The following is a 22,112-nucleotide window of genomic DNA, read 5'->3' as shown; positions in this document are numbered from 1 at the left end:
TATATCAAACTGACTTCGCCGAATCTTCCAAGGACTTGATAGATGATCGATAATCAAAGGGTCATTGCCATCGTTCCAGCCAGAGGAGGGAGCAAGAGTGTTCCGGAGAAGAACATTCGTCCCATTCTGGGAAAACCATTGATTGCCTGGACACTGGATTTGGCCAAGCGCATTGATGTCATCGACCGGGTCATTGTCTCGACAGATTGTACCGATATTGCTCGGGTCGCACGAGAAAACGGTGCCGAAGTGTATGAGCGATGCGCCGAGCTGGCCACCGATACGGCACTGGTAATCGATACCATCCACGACCTTTCCCAACGCCTGGACCGAGAAGGCGAGCGAGGCATATACGGCTTGCTGCTCGAGCCGACCGCTCCCCTGCGTCGGGAGGAGGATGTGCTCTCTTGTGTGCAGCAGCTGCATTTCCAAGGACTCGACTCGGTAGCGACCTTCAAGCCTGCCGATCTGAATCCCCATCGTGCCTGGCGCATTGACGGCGATGCACCACGGGCCTTCGTCGAAGGCAGCGTCCCCTGGTTACCCCGCCAGCAACTGCCCGAAGCCTTCCAGCTCAGTGGTGATGTTTATGCTTTCCGCCGCGATCGGCTTGCGCTGGCCACTCACGGCATGTTGTTCGGTCGAGTGGGTGCCGTGATCGTTAACGGTGACTACTCCCTCGACATCGATAGCGAACGAGATTTCCTTATGGCAGAACTCATTGCGCGGGAGCTTCAGGATGAACAAGTCACTGCATGAGTTGCTGGATCTCAGCGGTCGCATCGCGCTGGTCAGTGGCGGGGGCGGCTACCTCGGCAGCAGCATCTGCGAGGCGCTCGCAGAGCTGGGGGCCAGCGTGGTGGTCGCCAGCCGTGACAGGCAGCGTTGCGAGTCCCAGGCCGAAGCGCTGTATGGCGCAGGGCCGCAAGGACATCACCGGGGTATCGAGCTGGATGTTACCAGCAGAGCTTCGGTGGAACGTGGAGTGGAAGCGCTTCGGGAACAATATGGTGGCCTGGATATCCTGATCAACAATGCCTGGTCCGGGCGCAAGAACAGTTGGGATAGCATCGATGAGGATGACTGGTACTACGATGTCGACATCAGCTTGAATTCGGTCTTCCGCATGGTCAAGCGCTGTTATCCGTTACTCAAGGAGCGTTCGGGTTGCATCGTCAACATCGCCTCCATGTATGGACATGTGGCGCCGGACTACCGCCTCTATGCGGGTACCGACCATGCCAACCCCCCCAGCTACGGCGCGGCCAAGGCCGGTGTGCTGCAATTTACGCGTTATCTGGCAAGCTTCCTGTCACCTGATGCCATTCGCGTCAATGCCATCAGTCCCGGTGCATTTCCGCATGCCATTACTCAGGATAATCAGGCATTCATGCAGCGCCTGAAGGACAAGGTCCCGCTGGGGCGTCTGGGAGAGCCTCATGAACTGAAAGGGGCGATTGCACTGCTGTGTAGTGATGCCGGGTCCTACATGACGGGCCAGAACATCTGCGTGGATGGGGGCTGGGCTACATGGTGACTCGCGTCGGGATGATTGGACACAGTGAAGGTAACGGACATCCCTTTTCCTTCTCCGCTATCATCAATGGCTATTCCGAAGCAGGGCTGAGGGAAGCCGGATGGCCGGTTATTCATACCTATGTAAGCCGACGGCATCCAGCCGACTTCGGTGTCGGCGACTTGAGAGTGACCCACGCCTGGACCCAGGACCCTGAAATTACGCGCGCCCTTTGCCGAGCGGCCAATATCGCTTATGCCGTAACCCACCCCGACGACATGCTGGGGGAAGTGCACGCGCTGATCATCGCTCGAGACGATGCCGAAAGTCACTGGTCCCTTGCACGCCCATTTCTTGAGGCGGGGATTCCTGTCTTCATCGACAAGCCGCTGACGCTAGACAGGATAGTGCTCGAATATTTCGTTCCTTATCTGGAACAAGGACTACTGATGTCCTGCTCGGCGATGCGCTACGCCATGGAGCTGGATGAGCTGCGTAAGGGGCTTGCCAGTTATGGTGAGCTGAAACTTATCCGCGGCATTATCCTCAATGATTGGCCGAAATACGGCATTCACCTGCTCGAGGCGATTCTGTCGTTGGCACCCTCTCGCCCCATCAGCGTGCGTGCCTTACCTGCGAGGCATGAGTCTCTACTGATCATGCTCGAGGATGGCACCCCGGTGATCATCGATGCGCTGGGAAAGGCACCTGGTATCTTCAACGTGGAATTGTTCGGCAGCGAACATATCAGCTGTCATAGCATCCGCGATAATTTCACCATGTTTCGACGCGCCCTCTGGTCATTCGCGACCATGATCCGTGACGCTCGGCCACCCATCAGACCGCTATCCACCCTGGATGTCATCAGGACCTTGATTGCGGGACAAGACGCCATACGACTGCGCCGGGAGGTCGTCGTTCATGCAGCATGAACGAGCTTCCACGCAGCCCATCCATGATGCTTCTTCACCACGCACTCAAGTGCCAAGTGTGAAGGTCTGTCTAGTGAATGACAACGCGAATACCCGCAACTGGGGAGCACAAGCGACATCGATAGCGCTGTGCAAGCTACTTCACAACGCGGGTGGTAACGTGGAGCGGACATTACCAGCCTCACGACTGGATGAAAAGCAGAGCAAAGACTACCCAGCTATCGCTTATCTCGGGGGCCATTGCGACCGGTGGCTCTCTACATGGCCGATGTCCAGGCGTTTGAATAGTGCCTTTTTCAACCGTCTGGCGCAGCAATTGCCGGACGTGGTGCCCGCCTCCTGGGAGGATTTCGATCGTCAAGCCCTTCGTGTCATGCAGCATAAGGCGTTGGGAGACATTCGTGAGGCCCTCGGGAGCAGTGACTTGGTCGTTATCAATGGGGAGGGCTGCATCTACGGCAACATACGTCACAGTCGCATGTTGTTCTTCATTGCGTATCTGGCCAAGCACTATCTGGGCAGGGGAACGGTGATGGTCAACCACAGTGCCGATCTTCGCCACCCGAACCTCAATCGTATCGCCCGCCACGTATACCCCCTGTTGGATGAGGTGGTCTTTCGCGAAACCGACTCGGCTCTGGCTTGCTCCGAGTTCTGTTCCTCGACGACCGGAGCCGATGCCGCCTACCTCTATGTACCCGCATCTGTCGAGAGCTGGTCATCGCGTGTGGAGGAATTCGAGCCCAGTCGACCCTATGTCTGTGTCGGTGGCAGTTCGAGTTACCTGCGCCGCGGCGAGACGCAAGTCAAGCCCGTGGCAGGATACGTGGAGCTATGCCGGCGCTTGTTGGCCGAGTGTGACCAGGTCGTTCTGGTTGCCGCTTCCTGGCAGGACGAACATATCTTTCAGGCCGTGAAAAACGAGCTCGGGCTTCCCCTGATCGGTATGTCTTCCCCGTTTCAGCAGGCCATCGATGTCATCGGTAATGCCGGGGTATATATAGGTGGGCGTTGGCACTCCGCCATCTTTGCCCACGCGGGGGGCACCCCCGTCGTCGCACTGGGCGCCTACACGCCAAAGATGCAGGCCTTCCTGCATGACAGCGGTCAGCCTGGCACGCCCTTCGATCCTTTCGAGCTGGCGACACAGGCACCACAGATAGCCGCCCGGGTGAGGGACTGTCTCGAACAGGGAGATCGACTGCGCGCTGTTCTGAGTGACGGGGCGCGCGAATGTGCCCGGCGCGCGTGGCTCAATGTCAACTGCGTCGAGAAAATGGCTATTTCCCGATCAACGCCAGGCCCGGAGTTCCCATGAGCCGTGACTATCGCAATCTCTTCGATCTCACCGGTCGCACCGCCATCGTCACCGGTGGGCTCGGCATTCTGGGACGTGCCTTCTGCGAGGCGCTGGCAGCGTTCGGTGCCCATGTCGTCGTGGCCGATCTGGATGGCGAGGGCGCCCGGCATTATGCCAGGGAGATCACCGAGATTTCAGGCATACCCTGTGAAGGGTGGGAGTGTGATGTCACCAGTGAGGCCTCCGTGGAGGCACTCGTCGACAGGGCCATGGAGCGCTTCGGATCCATCGATGTGCTGCATAACAATGCCGCCAGCAAATCCGATAACCTGGCGGCGTTCTTTGCGCCGGCCGAGGACTATTCGCTCGCCGAATGGCGCAAGATCATGGCCGTCAATCTCGATGGTGTGTTCCTCGTCTCGCGTGCGGTCGGGCGTCGAATGATCGAGCAGGGCAGGGGAGGCAGTATCATTCATACCGGCTCGATCTATGGCCATTTGGGTGCGGATGCGCGCATTTACCAGGGTTCAGAATACTTGGGGCTGGCGATCAATACCCCTCCGGTCTATGCCGCCTCCAAGGCTGGCGTGGCAGGCCTGGCGCGCTACCTGGCCACCCTGTGGGCGGAGCATGGCATTCGCGTCAATACGCTGGTGCCGGGAGGGGTGCAGAGCGGTCAGAACCGTGAGTTCGTGGACCGTTATTCGCAGCGGGTTCCCTTGGGGCGCATGGGCAATGCCGATGACCTGGTTGGCGCCTTGATCTATCTGGCATCGGATGCCTCGCGCTATGTCACGGGACAGAACCTGTATGTCGACGGCGGCCTGAGTGCCTGGTAACGAACACCTGAGTGAAAGGATTCTGTGATGCCCAATCGTCTTACCATTGTCATGTACCACTATGTGCGGCCGCTCGAGGCGTCCCGGTATCCTCGCCTGAAAGCATTGGAGCTAGAGCATTTTCGTGGGCAGCTCGATTATATTCAACGCCACTACCGGGTCGTCAGCATGGAGCAGGTGATCGCTGCCTCGCGGGACGCAAGGGACGCCTTGCCTGCACATCCCTTGCTGCTGACGTTCGATGATGGCTACCGGGATCATCATGACCATGTGCTGCCATTGCTGACGCAGCGTGGCCTGCAGGGCAGCTTTTTCCCCCCGGCCTGTGCGGTGCTCGAGCGACGGGTCCTGGACGTCAACAAGATTCACTTCATATTGGCGAGCGTCGAGGATCCTGGCGTCCTGGTGGATTTCATCTTCTCCGCCATGGATGAAGCCAGGGTTCATTATGGTCTTGAGCCCAACCACGTCTATTTTTCGGGGCTTTCCAGCGATAGCCGTTATGACGATCCGCCCACCACATTCGTCAAGCGGGCACTGCAACGAGAACTGCCCGAGGATTTCCGTCAGCAGCTGACCGAGCGTCTGTTCAGCCAATATGTCACCAGTGATGAGAAGGCCTTTGCCGAAGAGCTGTACATGAGTGAGGGACAGTTGCGCCATCTGCTGGAGGCCGGCATGTTCATTGGCAGCCATGGCGATCAGCACTACTGGCTGAACAGCCTGAGTCCCGCACATCAGATCGAGGAAGTCGAGCGAGGACTGCGTTTTCTCGAAGTGCTCGGGGCATGCCGGGATGACTGGGTCATGTGTTACCCCTACGGCGGCTATGATGACTCGCTGCTGAGTATCCTGCGGGCGCGAGGGTGCGCGCTTGGCCTGACGACCGAAGTGGCACTGGCAGACCTGACGGCGAATGATCCCCTGATCCTGCCTCGTATCGACACCAATGACCTGCCGACAGATGTGGAGGCGCCGCCGCCGATGGACTTCGGGGGACAGGGCCGTGAACCCTTATTCGATGCGGTGTCCCGGGAGACGTCATGACACGAGATACTGTCACCAACGACATGATGGAGATCCTGGCGGATCTGACTCCGCTTAACCGGGTAGTCTGCTCGAGCGACTATGACCATACCGTTGAGTACATGATGTCGCGGCTACCGTTCAGGGCGCTGAGCTATTCATCGGAGGATCATTACAACGGATGGTTGATCCCGCCGAAATGGGACGTCAAGGTGGCCGCCATCTATCACGGCGGACGCAGGATTTACGACGGTCGACGGCACCCCTTGGCGGTCATGGCGCTTTCCTCCCCCTTCCGGGGCACTGTGAACCGGGAAGAGCTACGCCGTCATCTGCACTACGATCACCGCGATCCCGATATCATTCCCTTCCACTTTCGTCAGATGTTTCGTAGCTGGCGGCGCGACTGGGGATTTTGTGTGCCGCAAACCTTTTACGACTCTCTTGACGAAGGTGACTACGAGGTGGTGATCGAAACCACAGAAGCACCGGGTATGCTGCGCGTGCTCGACTACTCTCTTCAAGGGCGCTCGACTGATACCATCGTTTTCGGTGCCAACCTGGACCATCCGGGCGTGGCGAATGACGGCCTCTCGGGAGTGGCGGTGGGAGTCGCCCTGTTCAAGGCGTTGCAGAACCGGCCACAGACCCACTTCAGTTATCGGCTTGTGTTGGCGCCGGGGATCATCGGCAACGAATATTATCTCGGCCACCTCCCGCAGCAGGAAAGGGAATGCTTGCTGGAAGGTGTCATGTTGGAAATGCTGGGTTCACCCACCGAACTGGCTCTCCAGTTCTCGCGCCAGCAGCAGTCGAATATCGAGCTGGCCCTGGCCGGCGCCTTGCAACAAGGCGGTTGCCAACATCACACCGGCGAGTTTGCCAGTGCCCTGATCAATGACGAATATATCTGGGAGGCTTACGGTATTCCAATGGCTTCGCTGTCACGCTATCCCTATCCGGAATACCACAGCGATCGCGACAACTTGGCCCTGATGCGCCCCGAACGCCTCGACGGGGCGCTGCAGGTCTTGTTGCAGGCCATCGAGACACTCGAGTCGAGTGCCATTGTCAGCAAGCGTTTTATCGGCAACATCTGTCTATCGCATCCGGACTACGACCTCTACATCGACCCAGGGCAGGTGGCCTTTGGCGATATCCCCGACGACCAACGCCGTCGCATGCGGCAGCTGATGGAGCTCATTCCTACGCTTTCCAGACCAACGAGTGTCGCCCTGCTGGCGGAACGTGTCGGCCTGCCGATCTCCGTGGTCGAGGATTACCTGGGGAAATGGGCCGCCAGGGGCTTGGTGGCACTGTCATGAAGCGTGAGACGCGGCTTGCTGTCGGCGACCATGCCCGCCAGCAGACGACCGCTGACCTTCATGGACGGCGTTGCCATGTCATGGTGTCGACACCCCTGCAATATCTCAACGCCAAGGAACTGGTTGAGCTGCTGGGCAGCCGGGAACGTTATTTGGTGATCCTCGAACAGCATTATAGGCTCCGGGACTTCGTTGATCTGCCTGGCTTCGCGAACTGGACCCGTATCGATACCGTAAAGGCCGGTAGATTGCTGCCCCATGTGCGACTGAGCCTGTTGCTACGTTGCTTGGCCGATGTGCTGGCAGATGTCGCGACTCATCGTCGAATAGCGCAGATGTTGGTGCGGTGGCCTACGTCAGAACTCTTGGTCATCGGCAACCCCAACGAGGTCTTGCACCTGGACTTTGCCTCACAGGGAGGTGGGCAGGAGCTGCTGATCTGTGACGATGGTACGTCCACGCTTTCGGGATTTGCAGATCGCTCACGAAGCAAGTGGCTACGCCGACGTTTGCTGGGCATTCGTCGACCCCTTCTCGATAACGCCTGGCAGTTCACGGCTTATGCTGATGTGCGACCAGGAACAAGAACTCTGCACAATACTTATGATTATCTGCGCTCGTATGTGATGAAGCGCTCACCGGGGGGAGGTGCCGCACGAGATATCTGGTTTCTTGGCCAGCCCCTGGTCGAGTTTGGCGTGACATCGTTATCCGCCTACCTGGAACTCGTGCAAAGCATACGGAGCGGCACTTATGCCGAGCAGCGCGTACTGTACTGGCCCCATCCTCGTGAGTGCCGGGATAACCTTGCCAGGCTGGCCAGTGCTACGGGAATGGAGGTCGTCAGTCGTTCGGGGCCGATCGAGTTGGAACTGGTCCGCCAACCGCTACCTCCGGCCAGGGTGGCGACGCTATATTCCAGTGCCTATCAGAGTTGCTATGCCATCTTTGGGGACGCGGTAGCGTTCGATGTCTTTGAGCCCCATCAAGATTACTGGCAATCGGGTCATAGCGAAGTACGCATCATGCGCGACTGCTATGCCTATTTTCGCTCCCATGTCCGGCCGCCGCATCGGTTCTTTCGCCAGGAGAATGCGCATGACTGGCAGTGCTGCGCGCCCTTCCTGGGGATGTCAGGAGAGTCCGATGCGACTCCTGTACTTGACAATGCGGGATATCCTCCTGCGCGAGGTGAGACATGAAAGTCGGGCTGCTGATCGGCGGGCTTTGCCAGGGAGGTGCGGAGCGTCAACTCATGCGCCTGGCCGGAGGACTGGTGCAGGGGGGACACCAGGTGGAGGTGTTCTGCTACGACGGTGGGTCACCCCATGACACGGCCCTCGAGGCTCAGGGAGTGGTCGTACGCCATCATGCGTCACGTGGCAGGCTGGCCAAGATCGGCGTGGTTCGTCGCTGGCTCAGGGACTTCGAGCCGGACATCGCCCATGGTTTCATGAAGCGTGCGTCCGGTGTCGCCGTACTGGCCCGGCTGGTTGGTCCGGCTTGCAGAGTACTGGCCAGTGACTTCTCGACGGCGACCTATGGCCGTCACAAGCCTTCTCTGTGGGCTGCTCTATGCCTGTTTGCTCTGGCCGACCGAGTCGTCACCCAAACTGACCTCAACCGCCGCAGTCTGGAGGCGCTGGCCCCATGGCTGCGTGGTCGGGTGGCGGTGGTGCGCAATGGTCTCGACGTCACTCAGTTCCGCCCGGCCCTTTCATCTCCCTGCGAATCTCCGTTTCGCTTCTGTGTCGTCGGTAGCGTATATGGCGTGAAGAATCCCGAACGCGTCGTACGGGCCGTGGCTGAGTTATACCGGCGTCAGGGGGCAGGATTCCATCTCGACTGGTTTGGGCGTCGTGGCCTGGGCGGTGATCATGCCCCATCGGCTGACTACCGCCGTGCGGTGGCCCTGGCCGATCAGTTGGGAGTGCAGGAGCTGATTAGCTTCCACGGTGAGACGCGGGATATCGAGCGCGTTTACCAGCAGGCCCATGCGCTGGTCCATGTTTCTCTACAGGAAGGTTTTCCCAATGCGGTGGTAGAGGGCATGGCCTGTGGCTTGCCCATCGTGGTCAGCCGCGTCTCCGACCTACCTTTGGTAGTCAAGGAAGCACGTAATGGTTTTCTTTGCGATGAAACCGACTCCATGTCGATTGCCGGTGCCATGGAATGGATGCTGCTGACATCGGCAGAGCAGCGTCTGCAAATGGGAGAGCGGTCGCGTCGACTCGCCATGGAGTGGTTCCATCAGGAACGCTTCATCGATGATTACCTGAACCTGTATGCCGAGATGTTGAGGGATGACAATGTCCACCGACTGGGTTGACTTGGCGCGTCGCTGGGTACCACGCGACCTTAGATACGCGATACAGCGCCATGTGTCATTTTCTGAAGTCAAGCGCCGCTATTTTGCCCGTTGTGATCCCTTGTCCGAGGTGACTGAAAGCGACATCAACCGCTATGGCAGTCCCGTAAAAGTCGGCATTCTCAAGAGCCGGGTCCAGCGTCATACCCACTACGTGCGCGCTTGCCAGGAAATGGGGGTGCCGTTCAAAGTAATCGATATTGCGCACCCGAATTGGCTGGAATATGTTATCGACAGCGGCTGCCAGCTGTTCCTGGTCTGGCCTGATGCCAGCTTGGGGCCCTATGCCAGGCTCTTCAAGGATCGTTGCAAGTTGCTGGAGCACGACCTTGGTCTAGCCGTGTTCCCCAGCTTCGTCGAGAGCTGGATGTATGAAGACAAGATTCGCACCTGCGATTGGCTCAGGGCGCACCATATTCCCCATCCCCGTACCTGGGTGTTCTTCGAGGTACATCAGGCCAAAGACTTTGCTCGTCAGTGCGCATTGCCCATCGTCTTCAAGACTCGCTTCGGTGCCGCTGCTACCGGTGTGCAGATCATACGCACTCGCTGGGCTCTGCAGCGCATCGTCGAGCGGGCCTTTGGTAGTGGTCATGTGCCGTCGGGGCATGATAAGCGCGATCGCGAGTGGGGCAGTCTGCTGCTCCAGGAATATCTCCCGGAGATTCGCGAATGGCGCATGGTGCGTATCGGTGACTCCTATTTCGGTCATCGCAAGGGCCGTGCCGGTGACTTCCACAGCGGCTCTGGCCAGGTGGACTGGGAGCCGCCACGCCGTCGACAACTGGAAATGTTGCATCACATTACCGAGGCGGCGGGGTTTCGCAGTATGGATGTCGACATTTTCGAGACCGCCGACGGAACTCTACTGGTCAACGAATTGCAGACTGTCTTTGGTGCCAGTGTTTCCATCGACCAACTGCGCTTGGATGGAACGCCCGGGCGTATGGCACGTGATCCAGAAGGTGAATGGCACTTTGATCCGGGTGATTTCGCACGCAACGCCTGTGCCAATGAGCGTCTTCGCTATGCCTTGGAGCATTTCTCCCATGAAAGAATTTGTTAGGGACCTGGCTAGTCGTGCGGTAGTGAGTTGTGGACTCAGCTCCATGGGGCGAGGCTTGAGGCGACACGAAGGGGCATTCATCCTCTATGGGCACCGATTCAGCGATGATGACGATGGCTACCTGCAAGGGCTTCGCCCGGCGTGGTTCGCTGACCAAGTCGCTTACCTGACTCGCCATTACGAGGTCATCCCGCTCAAGACATTGATTGATTGCCTGGAACAGAGAAGGGCAGTGCCGGCACGATCGGTCGTACTGACCTTCGATGACGGTTTTCGTGACAATCTTGAAAATGCCGTTCCGATACTGGAACGTTACCGCGTGCCGGCGACCATCTTCATGGTGACGCGTTCTCTGACCAACGGTGAGCTGCCTTGGTCACAGCGTCTCGGTGTCATTTTTCAGCGCACATATGTCCTGGAGATGTCTCATCCACTACTGGGCGAGCAGCCAGCGCCACTGAACGATTCCCACCAGCGCCGGGCTGCCTACCAGCGCATCAAGCTCGGGATTGCTCCTCTTCAACGAGGCGAGCGTGACACCCTCATCAGCGGCCTGGCAAACCAGCTAGGGGTCGAACCACCACTAGACCAAATGCTGAGCTGGCAGGACGCCCGCCTGCTGCAGGCAAGTGGGGTCGAGATCGGTGGCCATAGTTATTCCCATGCTCTGCTGGGTCAAGTACCCATTGCAGAGGCCTGCCACGAGATTAGACGCTGCCGGGAAGAACTACGTGATCATCTGGGACTGGAGGCTGCGCCGTTCTGTCTGCCTGGGGGGAGTTATAGCGACGACGTGATTCGTTGCATAAAGCAAACTGGCTTCCGTTCCTGTTTCATCCCCAACCAACAGAAGCGCTATAACACTGTGGTCAATACCACCCCCTTCACACTATCCCGGCTAGGCTTGCCCAATGCACCTAGCCATCACTTGGAAGCCGAACTCGATGGCCCCTTCCACCCACTGCGTGAGTGTTATCACTGGTTACAAGGTGGCTATCGTTCCTTATCACCAAGTCCGTGAGAGATTACCATGCCATGGGTTTCCTACCTCGGGTATGAGCGCAAGCCGCTGATATTGTTGGTGTTTGCTGGTCTTTTTTTGTTCTTGTCGATGTTTGACTACCTGACATTGACCAGCTTGCCATTGTTGCGCACACCTTCCGCGGCCATGGGGATGATCCTGGCGCTGGCCTTTGCGATGCATGGGGTTTCCCACTATCGAATTTACAAAGGGCCAACGGTATGGCTGTTACTACTTTTCGTTGCCACTATGGTCGTGGAGCTGTTGCGCTGGATTGCTGGCGACACCACGCAACTCATATTCTATCTGCAGTGGTTTCAGGTCTTTATTCTCGCCATTATTCTCCTTGACTTGTCCCGTGATCCCAGAGCATTGCCTATTCTTTTGGGCAGTGTAGTGGCTGCAGTGTTACTAATCGCCATGATGGGCTTGTTACTAGGGAGTGCTGAATTTTCAAAAGGCCGCAGTGGTTTTGAAGAGATCAATCTCAACCAGCAAGCATACTTCTATACCCTAGGGCTGATCACTTTATTGTGGTTGCTAATAGAAAGGGTTCGAACCATGCAACTGTGGCAAGTCATGGCACTCTTATTGGGATGCGCAATCTTGATGCTGGCTATCCTTAAATCAGGCAGCCGTGGGGGCTTCCTCTCCATGATGGTTGGCATCACCATGTTGCTGATACTGGAAGCGAGAAGTCGAAACACTTCAGCCTATATATATGTTCTCCCCCCTGTGCTATTTGCCGGCCTCGGGTTTGTCCTCAGCACTGATCTGGTCATTGAAAGGCTGCAAAATACCGTGGCAGGTCAAGAGGATATGAGTCGCTTCAAAATCTGGTATTGGTCATGGCAACTTATCGCTGAGAAACCCTTGATGGGACAAGGTCCCGACTTCATGGAATTGCTGGGTGGCTACTTGAGTGGTGTAGCACTCACCACTCACAATGCTTATCTGCATGTAGCTATCTCTTTCGGCATACCAGCACTCATACTGTGGTTGGGCTTTCTGGGCTCGGTACTTCGCCGCTGTTGGCAAGTTCGACATACGCCGAGTGGTGCATTGTTGATCAGTTTAGTGGTCACTGGGCTGTGGTTTGGTCTAACTGGAACTATGGCGTTCAATCGCTACTTCTGGGTGACGCTAGCCCTGGCCGCTAATGTGGGTGCCTATCAGTTGATCCCTTTATCGTATCCCACTGCACTCGTTTCAACACAGGCCAATCTAGGACACTGATCATCATTGATAGCGACAAACTTCAGGGTACTTGCCGTCGGAGTTTGACTGCTGGTGGCTCGAGTCTTTCATGGATCCGAAAGAAATCAGCGATCAGTTCTTGGCTTTGTCTGAAATTCGAGGAAGGAGAAATATGTGGAGATCATCTACCTGCATCAGTACTTCAATACTCCTGGCATGAACGGTAGTACTCGATCTTATGAACTCGCCAGGCGCCTGGTGAGTCGTGGGCATCGGGTTCGCATGCTGACTTCCTGGCGTGAGGAGGACGGGCGGCGTGATTGGTTCGTCACCAACGAAGAGGGAATCGAAGTGCACTGGTTACCAGTGCCCTATGACAATGCCATGAGCTATGCGCAACGCCTACGAGCCTTCTTCCGTTTTGCCATCGGCGCTTCACGCAGAGCCGCGAGTCTGTCCGGCGATCTGGTGTTTGCTACCAGCACTCCGCTTACCATTGCCCTTCCTGCGGTGTTCGTGTCCCGGCGGCAGCGGTGTCCGATGGTGTTTGAAGTGCGTGATCTCTGGCCTGAGATGCCGATCGCCGTGGGTGCTCTGCGTCATCCCATCTTGATCCGCATGGCCCGTGCACTTGAGCGCTTCGCCTACCGTAATGCTGCTAGAGTGGTGGCATTGTCGCCAGGGATGCGTGATGGGGTGGTGGCAGCAGGCTATGAACCCAGTCGCATCCGTGTCATTCCCAATAGTTGTGATCTTGAGCTGTTCACTTCAGATTCATCTGCAACCGAGCAATTTCGGCGAATTCACCCTGAACTCGAAGGCGGCAAGATCCTGCTATATGCCGGCACCTTGGGCAGGATCAACGGTGTTGAATATCTGGCGCATCTGGCGGCGGCGTGCCGTGAAGTGGTTCCCTCACTGAGAATCGTCATCATCGGTGGCGGTGCCGAGGTCGAAAAGGTGCGGCAATTGTCCAGCAAGCTAGGGGTTCTGGACCAGAATCTGTTCATGTATCTACAGATGACCAAGCAGCGCATTGTCGAGGCCTTTGCCGCGGCAGATCTTGCAGCTTCGTGCTTCATCGAGTTGCCGGAAATGGAGAAAAATTCCGCCAACAAGTTCTTCGATGCACTGGCTTCGGGGACTCCCGTTGCCATCAATTACGGGGGATGGCAGGCGGAGCTGATCGAACAGAGCGGTACCGGGCTGGTGCTCAGTCGCGATCCATTGCAGGCGGCCTTGCAGTTGCGCGAGTGGTTTGCCGACTCGGCAGGCCAGAAACATGCCGCCGCCAAAGCCTTGGAGCTGGCCAGTACGCACTTTTCTCGCGACCGGCTGACCGATGAGTTGGAGGCACTGTTGAAGGAGACGCTGGATGAAGGCGATATCGGTGAAGAACGACAGCGCCAGGCGTGAGCTGGGCGCTGCTGTGAAGATATGCCTGATCGGAAATCTGGGCGGAGCGGGCCCCGGACAGAATGGCCAGATCCTGAGAACCCGTCTGGTGGCTGCAGAGCTTCAAAAGCGCTTGGGGTGTGATCGGGTGCACTGCATCGATACGCACGACTTTAGCACCCGCCCCCTGGCTAAGCTTCTCGACATCCAGCATGGTTTTCGGGACTCCGAACAGGTCATCATCATGCCCGCCGAGCGAGGGTTGACGTATTTACTGCCCTTTTACCTTTATTGGCGGAGGCGTTATTCGGTGTCTGTGCACTACCTGGTGGTTGGTGGTTGGCTTCCCGAATTCATCGATCGCCACCCTCGACTAGTACGCGGGCTACGCAAGCTTGATAGTCTGCATGTCCAGAGCTTCCGTATGGTCGAATCCCTGAAAAGCCTAGGTTTTGATAATCTGCGCTGGCTGCCCAATTTTCGTGATTTTCCAACCCAGCGACCGCTATCCAGCGGGGTAGGCGAGCCACTCAGGCTAGTCTTCCTGTCACGCATGATCCCCGAGAAGGGTGCCGACCTGGCCATTCAGGCCGTGGACTCGCTCAATGCCTCCTGCAAACAGATTCGTTGTTCGCTCGATCTCTATGGCCCGCTAACCGACGATGATAGTGACTGGCTTTCGGGGGTGTTGCGGGGCAGGGGGGAGGCGGTTGCTTACCGGGGAGCGCTGGCGCCGGAATCTGTCCTCGAAACATTGAGTCGTTACGATGCCCTGATCTTTCCGACCCGCTACGAGGGAGAGGGATTTCCGGGGGTTGTCGTGGAAGCCTACGCCGCCGGACTTCCTGTCATTGCCTCGGACTGGCAGGACAATGCGGAGGTCGTGATCGATGGCATCACGGGTCTGCTATTCCCGTGGGGTGATGCGCAGGCCCTCAAGGAGCGACTGGACTGGCTGATCCACAACAGTGAGACCCTGCTTGCCATGAAAGCAGCGGCCAGGGAGGCTGCCGCTAGCTATCACGTTGATGTCGTCATACCGTCGCTTCTGGCATCCATGGCGATGAACGTTACGTCTAGCGACAGCCGCGCCAGAGAGGTGCATCAGTGAGCGGCATCCTGGGAGGCGCGCACCTCAACGCCCCGCGCCATCGGCTCGATGTCGCAGCGGCGAGCTTGCTGCATGCACAAAGCGCCATGGCGCGATGGCTGCCGACTAGCAGAGGTATCGACCTTGGCGGCCTCTACACAGCGGCTTACCCAAATGAGCTTTCGTGGCATGACGGCGATGGGATGCTGTTGGTGCTGCACGGTAGCGTAGCGCTGGATGGCAGATATCTCGATGCACGAGCGTTGGCCCAGCGGTATCGTGAGCGAGGGGTGGACAGCCTGTTGAAAGGAGAAGGCAGTCATGCCGTTGCCCTGTGGGACTGGCGCCAAGGTAGCCTGTGGCTGTTTACCGACCCCATCGGCACCATTCCGCTGTGCTATGCCATGCAGCGAGGCGCGCTAGCGTTTGCCCCCGAAGCCAAGGCGGTACTGAGACTGCTGGCCGTTCCGGCTCAACTCGATCGAGGCAGTACCTTGCAGTTTCTGATGAGCCGCTATCTGGTCGGTAGTCGCACGATGTTCGAGGGCGTGGCTCTTCTCGGGCCGGGGGAGCTACTGCACTACCAGCCCGCAACGCAGCAGTTGCAGCGTAGGCGTTATTGGGATTTGCACTTCGAGTCCCGGATCCATTCACGGGCGGAGGCGGTGGATACCTTGTACCAGACCCTGTACCGCTCGCATCACTCCATGCTTGCCGAACTGGGCGAAACCGATCGCTATCAGCTGTTTCTTACCGGAGGACTCGACTCACGAGGCATCCTGGCTTACACCCACCGCCTCGGCCGACTGCCCGATAAGGCGCTGACCTGGGCGGCCAGGGATGACCTGGCACATTCGGACCCCGACCTCAGTCGTCGTCTGGCCGCTGTTCATGGGGTCAGTTTCGATGTCTGCCGGCTCGACGGCACCGACTGGGTCGAGCACGCCAAGCCTTGGTGCCGTATCAGTGAATTGCTGACCGACAATGCCAGCAGCTTTGCAAGTCCTCTGCAGACCTTCGATGCGTGGCAGACACATGAGGCGCGTTTCGTAGTACTGGGTGACCAGGCCTTTGGTGCCGGGCCATTACCCGCCGGTCGTGACGAGGCCGTCGCCAACATTCTGCACGATGCCTTGCGCACGGTCCGGGGGCCATTGGAACGCTTGTTGAACGACTCGGCGGTCTGCGAGACTCGGCAGTGTTTCGCCGACGAGCTCGACGCCTTGATCGATGCGGGCCCTAACGACTCGCCCAAGGATATCCAGGACTACCTCTACTTCCATACCTATATCGCCCGCTGGATCCTGGCGCCGGGTAATTTCAAGTCCCCCATGCTGGCAGTGCGCCGCCCACTGATGACGGCCGAAGTGATGGACGTGGTCACTCAGCTTTCACCATTGTTGCGAGTCGACAAGGCAGCCTATGTGGCGTTGTTGAAACAACGGTTTCCCGAACTCGGAGGGATTCCGGTTACCGCTGTGGAAGCGGGTATCGACTGGCCTTGTCTCATGCGGCAGCAGGAACGACTTAGGAATGCGCTGCTACCTCGTTTGGCACCTGAGCGCCTCGAAGCGCTACCGTTGGGCGATGATATTGATCCCGATGGCATGCGTGCCTTCGTGGCCGAGTTCTTCGCCAGCCAGTCGGGCAGTAGTGGCCGCGGGAGCCTGCTGCATCGGCGCTTGTACGATCTTCGCCGTCAGGTCAGTCGCTCGCAGTGGCTCGGGAGTGCTGTCAGGCGGGTGCAACCTTTCGTCATGCGGCTGACCGGCCTGCAGGCACGACAGATGGCGACTTCCCATCATCAGGTGCTGCTCCGACTGGCCTTGCTGACGTTGCTGCAGGAATGCCTAGACGCAGGGGACTTTGACGGTCGTCATGGTGACGATGAGCTGAAAAGCCTCGTACAGGGCGGACGCGTGCAGTATCTAGCACCTCAACACAGCGCTTGATGCGACTGCATGCAGCGCAGCGCGGGGAGAGATATGGCTCAGGAGAACGAGTATGCCGGTTTTCTCGAGGCAGCCGGCCATCAAGTGGTTCGCATGGATGGTGTTGAATGGTATGCCTATCAGGGATTCATGATGCCGGCGTATCTGCCGCATGTCGTGCCCGAGATCAACACCGAGCAGGCCCGGCGGCTACTGAAAGCTTCTCGTCGCCCCTTTGCTCGATGGACTTGCGGCTTCGACAGGGCCGAACCGAGTCCCTGGTGGTTCGTGATTCGGCGAGGACCCTATTCACTCCAGCAGTGCAGCGCCAACACCCGCAGCAAGATACGTCGCGGGCTGAAGCGTCTGACGGTGCGACAGGCTAGCCTTGACGAGATGCGTGAACAGGGACATGCCGTTTGCGTGCAGGCGGCGGCACGCTACGACCCCGCTGGGGTCGCCAGCCTACCGCGACATGATGACTTCGAAAGGCGCCTCGAGGCTGCAGCAGGCTATCCTGATGTTGTGGAATATTACGCGGCCTTTCAAGGCGAACGCATGGTCGCCTTTTCCGAAAATCATCTACAGTCGAAAGCTGTCTTCTGGGAGAATATCTGGTATGAGCCCGATTCACTGCGTGATTACTCCAGCTATGCGCTGACTCATGTAATGCTTGATGATTATCTCAATACCCGAGGTTTTTATTATGTAACTGATGGAAATCGCTCCATCTATCATCAAACACAGGTGCAGAATTTTTTTATAGGTAGTTTCGGATTTACATGTCAGTTCGCCAAGCTAGAAGTGACCTATACACCACTATTAGGTGGACTAATTTCTAGTGCCTATTTTTTTCGCCACTTCCTTGGATCTCGCGCCAGGGGGCGCTTCCCACTGCTCGATAAGGCCGAAGCTCTCCTGACGCAGGAATCAATTCGTCGAGGCTGTTGATTTTCTTCTCTTAGTCAAGGGATGTCATTTTACAAGTGATGCATTATGAAAACACTGAGTCGAATTCAGGGAATTCAGAAACGGGGGTTCGATATCACATTAGCGCTTCTGGGGATTTTTCTTACCGGATGGTTAATTGTTTTAGCCTATCTCATTGCTAGCGTGGATACACGGAGCCATGGTCTTTTCACTCAACAGCGGGTTGGGAAGGGGGGGCGAACTTTCACCCTTTATAAAATCAAGACCATGCGTCCCAGTCAGCATATACAGACCACGGTGACGACCGCAAACGACCCCCGTATTACTTGTATCGGTCGCTTCCTTCGCAAAAGTAAGATCGACGAACTTCCCCAGCTATGGAATGTATTTATTGGCGATATGAGTTTTGTTGGCCCTCGGCCGGATGTCCCTGGTTTTGCCGATAAACTGAATGGAGATGCTTTGGTAATCCTTAGCGTACGTCCCGGTATTACTGGGCCGGCAACACTGCATTTTCGCCGTGAAGAAGAGATCCTTGCCGCACAACCGGATCCGGATACCTACAATCGCCTTGTGCTTTACCCTGAGAAAGTTCGCCTCAATATCGAATATCTCCAGAACTGGTGCTTCAAGAAAGACCTTCGACTGATCTGGAAGACCCTGGTGGGTTAGATTGGTATCGGTTCTGGTAAAATGGAAGATAACATTCGGTGTAAGCACCAGTTATTCGTTAGATTTCCCGACGTTTGAAAACCAAGAACCGATGGAAATCGGCAGCAGTCGTACTTCCATTCTATGGATTCGATTGCCCTTGGCGGGCCACTTCCCGCCGCACTAGCTTTTGTTCTTTCCAACTAGCAGGGTGACTCTCATGTTAAATGGTCCCTTTTCTCCCTGGCCGTCCTACAGCAAAGCCGAGGCCGAGGCCGTCTCTCAGGTTCTGTTATCCAATCGGGTCAATTACTGGACCGGGGATGAAGGACGAAAATTCGAAAGTGAATTTTCCCGATTCACTGACACCGAATATGCCATTGCGGTCTGCAATGGCACCACAGCCCTCGATCTGGCACTTAGAGGACTAGGGATTGGACATGGCGATGAGGTCATCGTCACATCTCGCACTTTCCTGGCTTCGGTATCCTCGATCGTGACGGCGGGGGCGGTGCCTGTCTTTGCCGATGTGGACCGCGATTCGCAGAATATCACAGCCGACTCGGTACGCAGGGTGGTGTCGTCTCGCACCAAGGCGATCATCGCCGTGCATCTGGCCGGTTGGCCCTGTGAGATGGAGGAACTCATGGCGCTGGCCGAGGAACATGGCCTGTATGTCATCGAGGATTGCGCTCAGGCCCATGGTGCGGTCTACAAGGGGCGCTCGGTGGGATCGATCGGCCATGTCGGCGCCTGGTCGTTCTGTCAGGACAAGATCATTACCACCGGTGGGGAAGGGGGCATGGTCACCACCAATGACCGCGATCTATGGCAGCGCATGTGGGCGTACAAGGATCACGGCAAGAGTTGGAACGCTTTCTACGAGCACGAGCATCCGCCGGGATTTCGCTGGCTGCACGAGAGCTTTGGCACCAACTGGCGCCTTACCGCGATGCAGTCAGCCATCGGGCGGATTCAGCTTGCGCGGATGCCCGAGTGGAAGGCCATCCGCCGGGCCAACGCCGAACGTATCTGGCAGGCGGCCAGCGAGTGTCCGGGCCTGCGTGTACCGAGGCTTCCAGAGTATATCGAACACGCTGCCTACAAGTGCTATGTGTTCGTCGAACCCGAATATCTAGCTGCCGACTGGCATCGCGACCGCATACTGAGTGAGATCGTTGCCCGCGGTGTGCCGTGCTTCTCTGGTTCCTGCTCTGAGGTCTATCTCGAGAAGGCCTTCGATGGCACCGGCTGGCGTCCCAAGCGGCCCTTGCCGGTGGCCAAGGAGTTGGGCGAGACCAGCTTGATGTTTCTCTGTCACCCCACCCTTACCGAGGCTGAGATCGACAAGACCTGTCAGGTGCTGCGGGAGGTGACAGCGGAGGCATTCGCTTGGCACCAATCAATGCCCTGTTCGATCAGCGTCAGGTGCTGAAGGACGACGACTAAAAACGTCATACGGTGACTCCAGTGTCGATGATCACGGCTCTCATCGGCAATGGGGTCGCGCTTGTTGTCTTCTTCTTGCCCGGCACCCGGCTTGGGCAAATGGATCTGCTTCATCGTCGCAATACGTCATGTCGTAGTGGAAACCTGAATTTCATCCCGCGGGAAGGCTTACGCAAGTCAAACTGCGGGATTTTGCGTTTTAGTAGCCTAATAATCACCAAGGTCAAGATGATTTTCACAGTACTAATAACGGAGCACTCTCTCAGTATGGCCAAGCTCCAGTTAGTGGTATCCCTAATATAGGAAGAAATAAAAAAATCAGCATGTGAAAAACTCAATGGTATGTAAGCTTGTGTAATGGGGTGGGCGTATATCGCTCAAGGCACTTGGTTACATACGACGCAACGGCGAAATTATTTGTAACAATCGGTTAATTTCAACGGCTTCAGGGATGATCGCAACAACAACCCTGGGGCGGTAGCGTGGGGAAGAAAAATGGATACTACCGGAACCAGACGCCCTGCGGGGACATGGCTATTCTTCGTGCTGCTGGCCGGCACTTTGTCCGGTTGCGCCATGGCACCCGGTGGGCACATGGATTATGACACCGAGGGACCGGATATCAGCCACTTGGTGGATATTGAGCCAATTACGCCAGAGCTAGTAGCGGCTTATCGCCGTAAGATAAACGGTGATACCGCAAGCCTGATGCCGCCACAATTGCAACAAGAAATTGACAACTATCTGTATCTGGTTGAACCAGGCGATATCCTGAGTATTATCGTCTATGACCATCCCGAGCTGACGATTCCCGCTGGCGCCGAGCGTAGTGCGGCGGAAAGCGGTAATACCGTGCATCCTGATGGCACCATCTTTTATCCCTATATTGGTCGTGTGCAGGTGGCAGGCAGAACCGTTGATGATATCCGCGTCATTCTTACGCGACGCCTGGCCACCTATATTACCGATCCCCAGATCGAAGTAAGTGTCGCCGCCTATCGTTCCAAGAAAGTCTATATCAGTGGTGCCGTTAATGCCCCTGGCACCTTGCCGATCACCAACGAACCGCTGACCGTACTCGATGCCATCAGCGAGGTTGGTGGTCCCTCGGGCGAGGCGAATTGGCACAATGTGATTCTAAATCGTGATGGTCGGAAAGAGGAGCTGTCTCTGTTTGCACTACTGCGGCAAGGGGATCAGACCCAGAATCGTCTCTTGCGCGATGGGGATGCCCTGCATGTAACGACGCAGGAGACCCAGAACGTGGCAGTCCTCGGAGAGGTGCGTAGCCCAGGTAACCTGACCTTGGGCAACGAGCGCATCTCGCTGACCGACGCGCTGGCTAGAGCGGGTGGGGTGGTGCAGACACGGGCAGAACCTTCGGGCATCTTCGTGATCCGCGTCCAGCCGGAAGAGAGCGACAAGCTAGCCACCGTTTATCAACTCGATATCAGCGATGCCACGTCGCTGACCATGGGTACCCATTTCCCCCTGGAGCCGCAGGATGTGGTCTATGTCACCACTGCGCCGCTGGCCCGCTGGAACACTGTGATCAGCTTGTTGCTTCCGTCGGTGGTATTACCGGGCACATTCGCCGATACCTCGGCTGATCTTAACGAATTGTAAGTTTCGATGTTCGATTCAATTCTGGTCGTCTGTCGAGCCAATATCTGCCGTAGCCCAGTGGCGGCCGCCATGCTTCGGCAGCGACTGCCGGGCCACCGGATACAGTCTGCAGGGGTGACGGCGCTTGTCGGCCAGGGTGTCGACCCCACAGCCCGGCAGCTTGGCGAAGCCGATGGGCTTGATTTCAGTCAGCACCAGGCACGCCAGCTCGATGCTGCCTTGCTAGCCGGGGCCGATCTGGTGCTGGTCATGAGCGAAGGCCAGCGGTGTGAGATCGGCAAACATTGGCCAGCCGCCCTGGGAAAGACCATGCGCCTGGGACATTGGTTGGAAGACGGCCGAGGTCAGGACATCCCCGACCCTTATCGCAAGAGCCGCGAGGCCTATGTCCATGTCCACCGCCTGCTGGCAATAGCTGCTGCCGAATGGCAGCGCAGACTGGCTTAATTC

At 57.2% G+C, this 22,112-nt stretch carries 20 protein-coding genes; all 20 read left to right on the top strand.

From position 1 onward, the window contains the following. The first annotated feature begins 42 nt into the window (after nucleotides 1-42). The 20 genes from ACFOEV_RS18130 to ACFOEV_RS18035 all read left to right on the top strand — a co-directional run bounded on the left by ACFOEV_RS18130 (nucleotide 43) and on the right by ACFOEV_RS18035 (nucleotide 22,109). Nucleotides 43-759 carry an acylneuraminate cytidylyltransferase family protein gene (locus tag ACFOEV_RS18130; RefSeq protein WP_386776289.1) on the top strand — a complete coding sequence of 239 codons (717 nt, stop codon included), beginning with the start codon at nucleotides 43-45 and terminating at the stop codon, nucleotides 757-759. Continuing rightward, a complete protein-coding gene (locus ACFOEV_RS18125) occupies nucleotides 740-1,537 on the top strand; it encodes an SDR family NAD(P)-dependent oxidoreductase (RefSeq protein ID WP_386776288.1) in 798 nt (265 codons plus the stop codon). The genes ACFOEV_RS18130 and ACFOEV_RS18125 overlap by 20 nt, the downstream gene beginning before the upstream one ends. Beyond that, the gene (locus ACFOEV_RS18120) at nucleotides 1,531-2,448 is read left to right on the top strand and encodes a Gfo/Idh/MocA family oxidoreductase (protein WP_386776287.1); all 918 of its coding nucleotides are present in this window, start codon (nucleotides 1,531-1,533) and stop codon (nucleotides 2,446-2,448) included. Before ACFOEV_RS18125 ends, ACFOEV_RS18120 begins: the two co-directional genes overlap by 7 nt. After that, nucleotides 2,438-3,766, top strand: a complete 1,329-nt coding sequence (locus tag ACFOEV_RS18115; RefSeq protein WP_386776286.1) for a polysaccharide pyruvyl transferase family protein — start codon at nucleotides 2,438-2,440, stop codon at nucleotides 3,764-3,766. Before ACFOEV_RS18120 ends, ACFOEV_RS18115 begins: the two co-directional genes overlap by 11 nt. Beyond that, nucleotides 3,763-4,587 carry an SDR family oxidoreductase gene (locus ACFOEV_RS18110; RefSeq protein WP_386776285.1) on the top strand — a complete coding sequence of 275 codons (825 nt, stop codon included), beginning with the start codon at nucleotides 3,763-3,765 and terminating at the stop codon, nucleotides 4,585-4,587. Before ACFOEV_RS18115 ends, ACFOEV_RS18110 begins: the two co-directional genes overlap by 4 nt. 27 nt (nucleotides 4,588-4,614) lie before the next feature. Beyond that, a complete protein-coding gene (locus ACFOEV_RS18105) occupies nucleotides 4,615-5,634 on the top strand; it encodes a polysaccharide deacetylase family protein (RefSeq protein ID WP_386776284.1) in 1,020 nt (339 codons plus the stop codon). Next, nucleotides 5,631-6,938 (top strand): DUF4910 domain-containing protein, encoded by a 1,308-nt coding sequence (locus ACFOEV_RS18100; RefSeq protein WP_386776283.1) that lies wholly within the window; start codon nucleotides 5,631-5,633, stop codon nucleotides 6,936-6,938. Before ACFOEV_RS18105 ends, ACFOEV_RS18100 begins: the two co-directional genes overlap by 4 nt. Beyond that, a complete protein-coding gene (locus ACFOEV_RS18095) occupies nucleotides 6,935-8,140 on the top strand; it encodes a hypothetical protein (RefSeq protein WP_386776282.1) in 1,206 nt (401 codons plus the stop codon). The genes ACFOEV_RS18100 and ACFOEV_RS18095 overlap by 4 nt, the downstream gene beginning before the upstream one ends. Beyond that, nucleotides 8,137-9,267: a glycosyltransferase family 4 protein gene (locus ACFOEV_RS18090; RefSeq protein ID WP_386776281.1), complete on the top strand. Its 1,131-nt coding sequence runs from the start codon at nucleotides 8,137-8,139 to the stop codon at nucleotides 9,265-9,267. Before ACFOEV_RS18095 ends, ACFOEV_RS18090 begins: the two co-directional genes overlap by 4 nt. Beyond that, nucleotides 9,248-10,372, top strand: coding sequence for an ATP-grasp domain-containing protein (locus ACFOEV_RS18085; protein WP_386776280.1), 1,125 nt, complete (start codon nucleotides 9,248-9,250; stop codon nucleotides 10,370-10,372). The genes ACFOEV_RS18090 and ACFOEV_RS18085 overlap by 20 nt, the downstream gene beginning before the upstream one ends. Then, nucleotides 10,356-11,393 carry a polysaccharide deacetylase family protein gene (locus ACFOEV_RS18080; protein WP_386776279.1) on the top strand — a complete coding sequence of 346 codons (1,038 nt, stop codon included), beginning with the start codon at nucleotides 10,356-10,358 and terminating at the stop codon, nucleotides 11,391-11,393. Before ACFOEV_RS18085 ends, ACFOEV_RS18080 begins: the two co-directional genes overlap by 17 nt. A 9-nt stretch (nucleotides 11,394-11,402) precedes the next feature. After that, a complete protein-coding gene (locus tag ACFOEV_RS18075) occupies nucleotides 11,403-12,629 on the top strand; it encodes an O-antigen ligase family protein (RefSeq protein ID WP_386776278.1) in 1,227 nt (408 codons plus the stop codon). Nucleotides 12,630-12,764: 135 nt separating this feature from the next. Continuing rightward, a complete protein-coding gene (locus tag ACFOEV_RS18070) occupies nucleotides 12,765-14,006 on the top strand; it encodes a glycosyltransferase family 4 protein (RefSeq protein WP_386776277.1) in 1,242 nt (413 codons plus the stop codon). Next, nucleotides 13,966-15,096, top strand: a complete 1,131-nt coding sequence (locus ACFOEV_RS18065; protein WP_386776276.1) for a glycosyltransferase family 4 protein — start codon at nucleotides 13,966-13,968, stop codon at nucleotides 15,094-15,096. Before ACFOEV_RS18070 ends, ACFOEV_RS18065 begins: the two co-directional genes overlap by 41 nt. Before the next feature lie 182 nt (nucleotides 15,097-15,278). Then, nucleotides 15,279-17,027, top strand: a complete 1,749-nt coding sequence (locus ACFOEV_RS18060) for a hypothetical protein (protein ID WP_386776275.1) — start codon at nucleotides 15,279-15,281, stop codon at nucleotides 17,025-17,027. Between the two features lie 33 nt (nucleotides 17,028-17,060). Continuing rightward, complete coding sequence (locus tag ACFOEV_RS18055; RefSeq protein WP_386776274.1) at nucleotides 17,061-17,957, top strand: hypothetical protein; 897 nt, start codon at nucleotides 17,061-17,063, stop codon at nucleotides 17,955-17,957. Nucleotides 17,958-18,002: 45 nt separating this feature from the next. After that, on the top strand, nucleotides 18,003-18,608 hold the full coding sequence (locus tag ACFOEV_RS18050; protein ID WP_386776273.1) for a sugar transferase: 606 nt from the start codon (nucleotides 18,003-18,005) through the stop codon (nucleotides 18,606-18,608). A gap of 199 nt (nucleotides 18,609-18,807) precedes the next feature. Beyond that, entirely contained in the window at nucleotides 18,808-20,022 is a 1,215-nt protein-coding gene (locus tag ACFOEV_RS18045) for a DegT/DnrJ/EryC1/StrS family aminotransferase (RefSeq protein ID WP_386776272.1), read from the top strand. Nucleotides 20,023-20,531: 509 nt separating this feature from the next. Next, nucleotides 20,532-21,662, top strand: a complete 1,131-nt coding sequence (locus ACFOEV_RS18040; protein ID WP_386776271.1) for a polysaccharide export protein — start codon at nucleotides 20,532-20,534, stop codon at nucleotides 21,660-21,662. A gap of 6 nt (nucleotides 21,663-21,668) precedes the next feature. Further along, nucleotides 21,669-22,109, top strand: coding sequence for a low molecular weight protein-tyrosine-phosphatase (locus tag ACFOEV_RS18035; RefSeq protein ID WP_386776270.1), 441 nt, complete (start codon nucleotides 21,669-21,671; stop codon nucleotides 22,107-22,109). Nucleotides 22,110-22,112: the final 3 nt, after the last annotated feature.

Source organism: Litchfieldella rifensis, assembly GCF_042646605.1.
Lineage (GTDB): Bacteria > Pseudomonadota > Gammaproteobacteria > Pseudomonadales > Halomonadaceae > Litchfieldella > Litchfieldella rifensis.
Note: the sequence above shows the minus strand (reverse complement) of the source record. Positions and strands in the feature narration are given on the sequence as shown.

Bases quoted from the DNA above. Each gene is read 5' to 3' on its own strand.
- ACFOEV_RS18130 (WP_386776289.1), top strand. From the start codon at position 43: ATGATCGATAATCAAAGGGTCATTGCCATCGTTCCAGCCAGAGGAGGG.
- ACFOEV_RS18125 (WP_386776288.1), top strand. From the start codon at position 740: ATGAACAAGTCACTGCATGAGTTGCTGGATCTCAGCGGTCGCATCGCG.
- ACFOEV_RS18120 (WP_386776287.1), top strand. From the start codon at position 1,531: ATGGTGACTCGCGTCGGGATGATTGGACACAGTGAAGGTAACGGACAT.
- ACFOEV_RS18115 (WP_386776286.1), top strand. From the start codon at position 2,438: ATGCAGCATGAACGAGCTTCCACGCAGCCCATCCATGATGCTTCTTCA.
- ACFOEV_RS18110 (WP_386776285.1), top strand. From the start codon at position 3,763: ATGAGCCGTGACTATCGCAATCTCTTCGATCTCACCGGTCGCACCGCC.
- ACFOEV_RS18105 (WP_386776284.1), top strand. From the start codon at position 4,615: ATGCCCAATCGTCTTACCATTGTCATGTACCACTATGTGCGGCCGCTC.
- ACFOEV_RS18100 (WP_386776283.1), top strand. From the start codon at position 5,631: ATGACACGAGATACTGTCACCAACGACATGATGGAGATCCTGGCGGAT.
- ACFOEV_RS18095 (WP_386776282.1), top strand. From the start codon at position 6,935: ATGAAGCGTGAGACGCGGCTTGCTGTCGGCGACCATGCCCGCCAGCAG.
- ACFOEV_RS18090 (WP_386776281.1), top strand. From the start codon at position 8,137: ATGAAAGTCGGGCTGCTGATCGGCGGGCTTTGCCAGGGAGGTGCGGAG.
- ACFOEV_RS18085 (WP_386776280.1), top strand. From the start codon at position 9,248: ATGTCCACCGACTGGGTTGACTTGGCGCGTCGCTGGGTACCACGCGAC.
- ACFOEV_RS18080 (WP_386776279.1), top strand. From the start codon at position 10,356: ATGAAAGAATTTGTTAGGGACCTGGCTAGTCGTGCGGTAGTGAGTTGT.
- ACFOEV_RS18075 (WP_386776278.1), top strand. From the start codon at position 11,403: ATGCCATGGGTTTCCTACCTCGGGTATGAGCGCAAGCCGCTGATATTG.
- ACFOEV_RS18065 (WP_386776276.1), top strand. From the start codon at position 13,966: ATGAAGGCGATATCGGTGAAGAACGACAGCGCCAGGCGTGAGCTGGGC.
- ACFOEV_RS18060 (WP_386776275.1), top strand. From the start codon at position 15,279: ATGCTGTTGGTGCTGCACGGTAGCGTAGCGCTGGATGGCAGATATCTC.
- ACFOEV_RS18055 (WP_386776274.1), top strand. From the start codon at position 17,061: ATGGCTCAGGAGAACGAGTATGCCGGTTTTCTCGAGGCAGCCGGCCAT.
- ACFOEV_RS18050 (WP_386776273.1), top strand. From the start codon at position 18,003: ATGAAAACACTGAGTCGAATTCAGGGAATTCAGAAACGGGGGTTCGAT.
- ACFOEV_RS18045 (WP_386776272.1), top strand. From the start codon at position 18,808: ATGTTAAATGGTCCCTTTTCTCCCTGGCCGTCCTACAGCAAAGCCGAG.
- ACFOEV_RS18040 (WP_386776271.1), top strand. From the start codon at position 20,532: ATGGATACTACCGGAACCAGACGCCCTGCGGGGACATGGCTATTCTTC.
- ACFOEV_RS18035 (WP_386776270.1), top strand. From the start codon at position 21,669: ATGTTCGATTCAATTCTGGTCGTCTGTCGAGCCAATATCTGCCGTAGC.